The organism is Mycobacterium sp. (assembly GCF_049280035.1).
GTDB lineage: Bacteria > Actinomycetota > Actinomycetes > Mycobacteriales > Mycobacteriaceae > Mycobacterium.
Genome location: NZ_JBAPPI010000181.1, coordinates 1 through 8,415, shown reverse-complemented (window position 1 = coordinate 8,415; position 8,415 = coordinate 1). Strand labels below are relative to the sequence as shown.

At 64.1% G+C, this 8,415-nt stretch carries 10 protein-coding genes; 6 read left to right on the top strand and 4 right to left on the bottom strand.

The features are described 5' to 3' along the window. The 4 genes from WAN71_RS05955 to WAN71_RS05940 all read left to right on the top strand — a co-directional run. The coding region (locus WAN71_RS05955; RefSeq protein ID WP_422224448.1) for a nuclear transport factor 2 family protein at window positions 1-246 on the top strand (246 nt) is incomplete at its 5' end. Between the two features lie 38 nt (window positions 247-284). Beyond that, entirely contained in the window at window positions 285-467 is a 183-nt protein-coding gene (locus WAN71_RS05950) for an antitoxin (RefSeq protein WP_422224449.1), read from the top strand. Between the two features lie 9 nt (window positions 468-476). Further along, window positions 477-923, top strand: a complete 447-nt coding sequence (locus tag WAN71_RS05945; RefSeq protein ID WP_422224447.1) for a type II toxin-antitoxin system Rv0910 family toxin — start codon at window positions 477-479, stop codon at window positions 921-923. A gap of 7 nt (window positions 924-930) precedes the next feature. Next, entirely contained in the window at window positions 931-1,368 is a 438-nt protein-coding gene (locus tag WAN71_RS05940; RefSeq protein ID WP_422224446.1) for a hypothetical protein, read from the top strand. On the opposite strand, the gene WAN71_RS05935 is transcribed toward WAN71_RS05940, so the two are convergent. From WAN71_RS05935 to WAN71_RS05920, 4 genes are all read right to left on the bottom strand, one after another. Continuing rightward, on the bottom strand, window positions 1,355-2,287 hold the full coding sequence (locus WAN71_RS05935; RefSeq protein WP_422224445.1) for a winged helix-turn-helix transcriptional regulator: 933 nt from the start codon (window positions 2,285-2,287) through the stop codon (window positions 1,355-1,357). The genes WAN71_RS05940 and WAN71_RS05935 overlap by 14 nt on opposite strands. Next, window positions 2,284-3,798 (bottom strand): carotenoid oxygenase family protein, encoded by a 1,515-nt coding sequence (locus WAN71_RS05930; RefSeq protein WP_422224444.1) that lies wholly within the window; start codon window positions 3,796-3,798, stop codon window positions 2,284-2,286. Before WAN71_RS05930 ends, WAN71_RS05935 begins: the two co-directional genes overlap by 4 nt. Window positions 3,799-3,802: 4 nt before the next feature. Beyond that, window positions 3,803-5,029, bottom strand: coding sequence for an acetyl-CoA acetyltransferase (locus WAN71_RS05925; protein WP_422224443.1), 1,227 nt, complete (start codon window positions 5,027-5,029; stop codon window positions 3,803-3,805). A 207-nt stretch (window positions 5,030-5,236) separates the two neighbouring features. After that, entirely contained in the window at window positions 5,237-6,091 is an 855-nt protein-coding gene (locus WAN71_RS05920) for a sulfurtransferase (RefSeq protein WP_422224442.1), read from the bottom strand. Between the two features lie 651 nt (window positions 6,092-6,742). On the opposite strand from WAN71_RS05920, the gene WAN71_RS05915 reads away from it, so the two are divergent. Together WAN71_RS05915 and WAN71_RS05910 are read left to right on the top strand one after the other, a co-directional pair. Beyond that, the gene (locus WAN71_RS05915; RefSeq protein WP_422224441.1) at window positions 6,743-8,137 is read left to right on the top strand and encodes an ammonium transporter; all 1,395 of its coding nucleotides are present in this window, start codon (window positions 6,743-6,745) and stop codon (window positions 8,135-8,137) included. A gap of 7 nt (window positions 8,138-8,144) precedes the next feature. Continuing rightward, window positions 8,145-8,415 (top strand): P-II family nitrogen regulator (locus WAN71_RS05910; protein ID WP_422224440.1); only part of this gene is annotated, 271 nt, incomplete at its 3' end.

The window sequence follows — 8,415 nt, the reverse complement described above, 5'->3', positions numbered from 1 at the left end:
GACGGCACCCCGAAGACCAAGCACAACACCAGCAATGTGCAGCTGGAGATCGATGAGGCCGGTGGCACCGCACGCAGCACGTCGTATTACTGCGTCACCCAAGCCACTCCGGAATTGCCATTGCAGGTGATCGTGACCGGGCATTACAAGGACACGTTTCACCGGATGGACGGCGTCTGGTGGTTCGACAGCCGCACGATGTTCGTCGACCAGGTTGGCGATGTCAGCCACCACCTGAAGTTTTGACGACGCGGTAGGGTCGGCTATCGGAAAGGGACAGACTGATCGGATTCCTGGACAAAGCTAAGGACCTGCTGGCGCAGAATGCCGACACGCTCGACGCCGCGATCGACAAGGCCGGCGAGTTCGTCGACTCCAAAACCGAGGGCAAGTACAAAGACACCGTCAACAAGGTGCAGGAAGCGGCGAAGAACGCCTTAAACGATGGCGAGAAGGGTAACCAGTAGAGCTAACTCATGGCGAAGCTTTCTGTATCCATCGACGTACCATTACCGCCCGAAAAGGCGTGGGAGAGTGCGTCTGACCTGTCCCGCTTCAAGGAGTGGCTGACCGTCCACCGGGTCTGGCGAACCAAGCTGCCTGAGCAGTTGGAGAAGGGCACCGTCATCGAGTCGATCGTCGAAGTCAAGGGCATGCCCAACCGAATCAAATGGACGATCGTAAATTACAAGCCGCCGGAGACCATGACGCTCAACGGTGAGGGTGTCGGCGGCGTCAAAGTCAAGTTGATCGCGAAAGTAAAGCCGAAGGGCCCTGACAACTATGACTCGGTCGTCAGCTTGGATTTGCATCTCGGAGGTCCGGCGCTGTTCGGGCCCATCGGCATGATCGTCGCCGCCGCATTGCGCAGCGATATCCGGGACTCGTTGAACAAATTCGTCACGGTGTTCGCGCCGGCCTGAGGCGAGTATGAGCCGCCTACGCCCCGGTTGGTTGGTTGCGCTGTCCGCCGCGACGGTGTCGGTGAGCGCGTGGCTGCCGTGGCTGACGACGAGCGTCAACGGCGGCGGCTGGGCCAACGCGATCGGCGGCAGCGCCGGCAGCCTGCATCTTGCGGGGCGCTTCGGGGCGGGTCAGCTGATCGTGTTGCTGGCCTCGGCGCTGCTGGTGGCGGGCGCGATGGTCGGCAGGGGTTTGTTGGCGAAGTCGGCATCGGTTGCCGCGCTGGTGATCTCGCTGCTGGTCGTCGCGCTGACGCTGCGTTACTACGACGTCTACGTCAAGCCACCGGTGTCGGCCGCATATGGGCTTTACATCGGCGGCGCCGCCGCGGCCGCCGCGGTGCTGTGCTCGATGTGGGCGTTGGCGTCGTCGCTACGCGGCGGCCGATCCGCTAGCCCACGCTGACTTGCGCGCCTTTCAACGGCTGAGCGCACTGGTCGCAGGTCAGTTCGCCGGTGAACGGCTGACCGCAGCCGAGGTGGGTGATCAGCACGGCCGGCCCTTCCGGCGCGTGAAACCATTGCTGGCCGCATTGCAGCGCGGTGACGATCACCGGGAAGAACGCGCGCCCCTTTTCGGTGAGTTGATAACGGGCGCGTGCCTGACCGGTTTGCCGCGACGCGGAAAGCACGCCGTTGGCGCAGAACGTCTGCAACCGGCCGGCCAGCAGTGTCGGCGGCGCCCCAAGCTGCGTTTGAAAATCGGTGAAGCGGTTAGTCCCGAGAAAAGCACACACCAACAGCGCCGCCGCCCAACGGTTTCCGAACACACTCATCGTCTCTGGGAATAGCCCTGCCTGATGCCGGTTGCCCTCGGCGCTTGCTCGGCGACGGGTGACCGCCTCGGGCACCGAGCGTGGCCACGAGCCACTTGGACCCCAGCGCGCAGTGACCTGTTTCTCGGTCACCACCTCGGTGCACGATCGGCAGGTCAGCATCGGCGCAAAGTCGCTGTCGCACAATGTGTGGCGCATCCCCGGGAGCCGGTGCACATGCTCGGGCACCCACCGTCGTTCCCACTCCCAGATCGACAGCAGTACCGGCCAAAGGGCCCGTCCGCGTTGGCTGATCAGATACTCGGCGCGAACCGGCCGGGTCCGGTACATCGTGCGCACCAGCAGTCCGTCATCCGTCAGCGCCCGCAACCGGTTGGTGAGCACCGAGTTTGAGATCGGCAGCCGCTCCATGAACTCGCCATAACGGGTTGCCCCCAACAGTGCCTGCTGGATGATCAGCAGCGTCCATTCGTCGCCGAGCAATCCGAGGATTCGTCCGACCGCATTGGTGCCACCGGGGCTCAGCGTGGTCGGGGACGTCGCGTTCACAGCCCGATCGCGCCGGCAGGTGAGTCGGCGGTATGCCAGTGCCGCAACTGCTCGCCCGGTGCCCAGGTGGCATGAGTGCCGCTGGAAATGCGTTCGGGCAGTGCGAGTTTGCATACCGGACCATCGCCGACTCGGGCGGCATCGAAGACCAGGCAGTAGGACGAGTCGGCATTCATATCGGTGGTCAGTGTGACCAGGTAGCCGTCATCCTCGTCGGCACCGCCCACCCGGGCAGCCATCGCGGCTTCACTGCCGTAGACGCCGTCGCCGAATGGGTAGCGCTCTTCGGCTCCGGTGTGCAGATCGTGTTTGACCAGCCCGTCGAACAGGAACCAGCCTGGCTTGCCGGTGGCTGCATAGCTGTAGCGGTACTTGCCGGCTGCGTAATCGGAGTTGATCGTCCCGAATTCGGTGATGGAATCCGACAATTGCTCTTCGGCCACGGCCCCGGTGACCAAGTTGAACCGCCACCGGTGCAGCCGGGCCTGCAGCCGATCCAGTGCCAGGAAGCGAAAGAGCTTGTCCCACGCTGTTCCACCGGTGTCCAGGGGCTGGGGAGCACCTTCGAAAAATCCGTCCAGCACGATCTCGTCGCCTTCTTCGTACGCGTTGACGAAGTGGAGCACGAACGTCGGGTCTGCCTCGAACCATCGGATGTCCGCGGTTGCGCCTCGGCGCGGGAGCACGGCGAAGCGGGATGGAATGTCGGGATAGAACCGCGGCAGATGTACGTCGTGTTCGAGCAGCCTCGGGTCCCAGAACAACGGGAAATCGTTGAGGATCACATAGTTTTCGGTGAAAGCCATGTCGTGCGGCAGTCGCGGCCCCGGCAGCGGAATGTCGACGTAGTGGGCCAGTTGGTTGCTGTCGTCGACGACACCGTAGTGCATGAACGGCGCCTGCTTGCTGTAGTTGAAGAACAGCAGCTCGCCGGTTTTGGCGTCGACCTTCGGATGCGCGGACACACCCCAGTCGTCCGGGAAGTTTCCGTGCCAGGTCTCCTTACCGAGCGTATTGGCCGAGTACGGGTCGACGCGGTACAGATCGCCGCACTGGTAGAAGCTGGTCAGTGCGATACCTCGGTGCACGATGACATCGGTGCTCGACGCGTCCTTCATCCGGGTGCGAGCACCCCAGCCTTGTTCGTGCTTGGCCAACTGCACCGGTTCGGCCAGCCCTGGCCAGAGCGGTTCGCCGGCTTCGTTCTCGGCCAGGAAACCTTCTGTGCGTACAAAGCGATTGCGGTAGAAGGCGTTTCCGTCACGGAAGCCAACCACGTGCACCATGCCGTCGCCGTCGAACGGGTGATAAGTCTTCAACGCCGGATGCAGCGGGTTTTCGGTGTTGCGCAGGTAGACACCGTCCAGATCGCGGGGGATTTCACCCTCGACGACGGTGAGGTCATCGGCGTCCCACTCGGTGGTCTGCGGTCGCCACGGACCGGTCCGGTAGGGGTGGTCGTCGTCTTCGGGCAGGGTCGACAGAAATTTGCCGACGATTTCGACGTCCATCTCCTCAGCCCTCCGCTTGTTTGACGACGAAGCTGACCGTGGTCGCGGTACTACCGCCGAAGTTCAGCGTGCCAAAGGTTTTCGCGTTCTCGACCTGGTAATCGCCGGCCGTTCCGCTGACTTGCTTGGCCGCGTCGACAAGCATGCGCACCCCAGACGCGCCGACCGGGTGTCCGCCACCGATCAGCCCGCCGCTGGGGTTGATCGGCAGCCGCCCGCCGATCTCGATTTCCCCGTTTTCGATGGCCTTCCACGATTCACCCGGCCCGGTCAGCCCAATGTGGTCGATCGCCAGGTACTCGCTGGGCGTGAAGCAATCGTGGACTTCGATCCCGTCGAGGTCATCGAGCGACACCTGCGCGCGGCGCAACGCGTCGAGTACGGCCGCCCGCACATGCGGTAGCACGTAGGGAGCCGAGTCGCCAGTGGCCGCGCGGTCCAGTTTCTGACGCAGCCCCAGCCCGACGGTGCGATGCCCCCAGCCGGTGATGCGGGCGATCGGGCGCGCGCCCGGATGATCGCGCAGGTATCCATCGGTGACCAGGACGACGGCCGCGCCGCCGTCGGTCATTTGGCTGCAGTCGAATCGGCGCAGTCGACCCTCGATCGGCGGGTTCGTTGCGTCGTCGTCGCTGATCGGGTCGGGCACGGCCCATTCTCGGGTCTGCGCGTTGGGGTTTCGCCGTGCGTTGGCGAAGTTCAGTTGCGCGATCGCCCGCAGATGTGCGTCGTCCAGGCCGTAACGGCGGTCGTACTCGTCGGCGACCTGGGCGAACATCGATGGCCAGAGGAACCGGGCGTCGGCACCCTCGTGGCCCGTCCATGCTGCGGCGCCGAGATGACGGGCGGCGGTATCGCCGGGCACGGTCTTCTCCAACTCGATGCCGGCCACCAATGCGGTGTCGTAGTTGCCCGACCGCAGATCGGCCATCGCTGCCAGGGTCGCCACACTGCCGGAAGCGCACGCGGCTTCATGACGGGACGCCGGCGTGTCCCACAGGCCGTCGCACACGGTGGCCGGCATGGCGCCGAGGTGGCCCTGTTCGGCGAACATCTCACCGAATGCGTTCGCGACGTGGACGACGCCGATCTCAGCGGTGTCCACTTTTGCCGCGGCGAGTGCGGCCTCGACCACCTCGCTGGTCAGAGCCGCGAAGTCGCGGCCTTCTTTGGTGAGGTTGCGGGCGAAATCGCTTTGGTAGCCGCCGAGAATCCAGACATCGGTGTCCATAGCCGCACGTTACTACAACTAAAAGAGTGAGACCATCGTCCGGTTAAGCAGACGTACCCGCCGAGGGACTGGATCTTTAAGTGACGGTCCCGCCGGCTCTCGGCTGAACCGACGAGACCTGGGTGGACATGTAGGTCGACCAACACGTCCACCTTCTTAGCCGCATTACCGTCGGCGGCGATTGACAAACCTTGTAGTCGGAGACGACTACTCGGATCCCCGCGCCACGGCACGGTCCGGATCCGAACTCCACTCCGACCACGACCCCGGAAACAACGCCGCTTGGTATCCCATCGTGGCCAGCGCCGCGAGCGTGATGGTGGCGGTGACACCCGAGCCGCAGTAGGCGCCGAGTCGGCCGTCGCGCTCGATGCCGTGGTTAGCGAGCAACGGGCCAAGCTCGCTCTCAGCGAGAAACGTGCCGTCGCCTGCGAGCACATCGCTGCTGGGAAGATTTTTCGCGCCGGGGATGTGACCGGCAACGAGGTCGACCGGCTCGACATCACCGCGGAAGCGTTCGGGTGCCCGCGCATCAAGCAGTGTCACCTCGGCTGCGTCCGCCTGTTGCGCCGTCAACGTCGGAAGTGCTCCGGCATACAAATCGTCGTGCAACACCGTCGCATTGCCCGCCTGCGGCCTGACCGGGCCGGTGGCCAAGCTGCCTCCGGCCGACCGCCAGGCTGACAGGCCGCCGTCCAGGATGCGCACGTCGCTGAGTCCGGCCGCGGTCAGCACCCACCATGCTCGCGCCGAACCGGCGCGATTCCAATCGTCGTAGACGACAGTGGGTACGCCTTCTCGGATGCCCCAACGTTGCGCGGACGCCTCGACGCTGCGCCCCGACGGCAGCGGGTGTCGTCCTCGCCCGGTGATCGTGTGGTCGGTCAGCTCGTCCTCGAGTGACACGTACACCGCGCCCGGTATGTGCCCTTGCAGATACGTCGCGTGGCCGTCGGGCTCATCGAGTCGCCAGCGCACATCGAGAATCGTCACCGGATGGCCGGCGTGAATGAGATCGCTCAACTCCGCGGCGGAAATCAGGACTTGGTTGCGGCTTTCCAACGAGTCACTCTCCTCGATATCTCCGGCAATGGGGTCGGTTCTGCCGTCTCTAGATATTGTGAGCGGATCGACTTCGCCGGGCGAAGGAGTCTGCGACGGTCAACACCGGTAAGACGCCACCAAGGGACCCGCTCACCGCGGGCGAACGCCGTGCGGCGCTGATAGCGACCGGCGTTGTCGTTGGTGTCGTCGTGGCGGGCGCGATTGCCTGGGGTCTTGCCGGTCACTCGTCGCCATACGACCGGTCTGGTGATGGCTGCGTGACGGTCACGTTCCCGAGCAGCATGGGTGGTGGACTCGAGCACGCGTGCGGTGTGGCCGCACACGACTGGTGCCGCGCCGTCGACGGCCGGCGCGACGCGCACGCTGTGACAGTTCAGGCTCAGTGTCGGGTAGCGGGAATTCGCCCGTAATGGTGTGACCCGTCTCCATCCGCAAAGAACTCGAAAATATGGCTTGAGTGCGCCTAGGTAGCTGTGCGCTGGCCCGGCAATTCCGCTAGCGAACATCTAAGCGGTGGTGGATCGTCCGGCTCGGTCCGTCAGCGGAAATTCAAAATTAACAATCAGTCATCTGGCAGAAACCGTCCGGTGCAATAGTTTTGACCGCTCGATAGCGCCAGCGCGGCAACTGATCGAGAGGGATGCCGATATGAACCCTTACCCCGATTGGCTCAACTCCGGGGATAACGCCTGGCAGTTAATGGCCGCGACTCTGGTCGGACTGATGAGCATCCCCGGTATCGCGGTGCTCTATGGGGGTCTCGTCCAGAAGAAGTGGGCGGTCAACACGATGTTGATGGCCTTCACCGGGTTTTCGCTGGTGCTGGTGGCGTGGGTGCTGTGGGAATTCAAAATGGGTTTCGGACAGCCGCTGAAGCTCGGCCCGGGCATCCTGCAGTCCGCAGTGGGCAAGCCGGGGTCCATCTTGGGTGCCGACAATCAGCATCAGGCGAGCATCCCGCTGCTCGACGCGGGCATGCCGAAGTTCCGGTTCTCCGAGACCACGTTGGCCTACTTCCAGTTCGTGTTCGCCGCTATTACCCCGCTGCTGTTCTTGGGCAGCGTGCTCGGTCGGATGAGCTTCAAGGTCTGGCTGCTTTTCGTTCCGCTGTGGTCGACTTTTGCTTACGCGGTCAATGCGTTCCTGCTGTGGGGCGGGGGCTTTTGGGCACAGCCACACGCCGGCGCCATCAAAGCGTGGACGACGGGGGCGCTGGACTTCTCCGGTGGGTACGTCATCCACCTGGCCGCCGGTACCAGCGGCTTTGTCGCCGCCGCAGTGATCGGACCCCGGCTGGCCCGCGACCGTCAACACGCGGTGCCCAACAACCTGCCGTTGGCTGCGATAGGGGCCGGCATTCTGTGGCTGGGCTGGAACGGGTTCAACGGCGGTGACCCCTACTTCGCCGGCACCAATGCCTCGCTGGCGGTGCTCAACACCAACCTGGCCACCGCCGCAGCGCTGTTGACCTGGGTGATCTGGGACATGTTCGCCAGTCGCGACCGCAAACCCACTTTCTTGGGCGCCATCAACGGCATGATCGCGGGGTTGGTAGCGATCACTCCCGCGGCGGGCTTCGTCAACACCTTCGGCGCCTTGATCATCGGTGTGGTGGCGTCATCGCTGGTGTGGATGTCCTGGAACTGGCTTGGTCGCACTCGGCTTTTCCAGAAGGTCGACGACGCCCTGGGCGTAGTGCACACCCACGGTGTGGCCGGCCTGGCCGGCGGACTGCTGGTCGGCGTGCTGGCTGATCCGCACATTCTCTTTTATCAAGGCAACGGCAAGGATGTCGCCGACGTCACCGCCGCGGGATGGTTGTGGGGTCATCACCCCTTCCAGATCCTGATTCAGCTGGGCGCGGCGCTCACCATCATCGTGTGGGACGCCTTCATCACGTTCGCCATTCTCCGATTCCTTGGCCTCTTCATGAAGCTGCGCGCACCCGACGACGTCTTGGAGCTCGGCGACGTCGCGATCCACCAAGAAGAGGCCTACCCCGACGAAACCCTCGTCGCCGGCCGCGTCGGTCAGAAGAGCTGACTGTGCGATGAAGCTGGTGACTGCAGTCGTGAAGCCCTTCGCGATGGAAGACATCAAAGCCGCCGTCGAAGCGGCCGGAGTGCTTGGCATGACCGTCAGCGAGGTGCAAGGCTACGGTCGGCAAAAGGGCCACACCGAGGTCTACCGAGGCGCCGAATACCAGGTCGACTTCATCCCCAGGATGAAGGTCGAGGTGGTGGTCAACGACGAATCCGTGGACCGCGTGGTCGAGGGCATCGTCAACGCCGCCCGTACCGGCAAGATCGGTGACGGCAAGG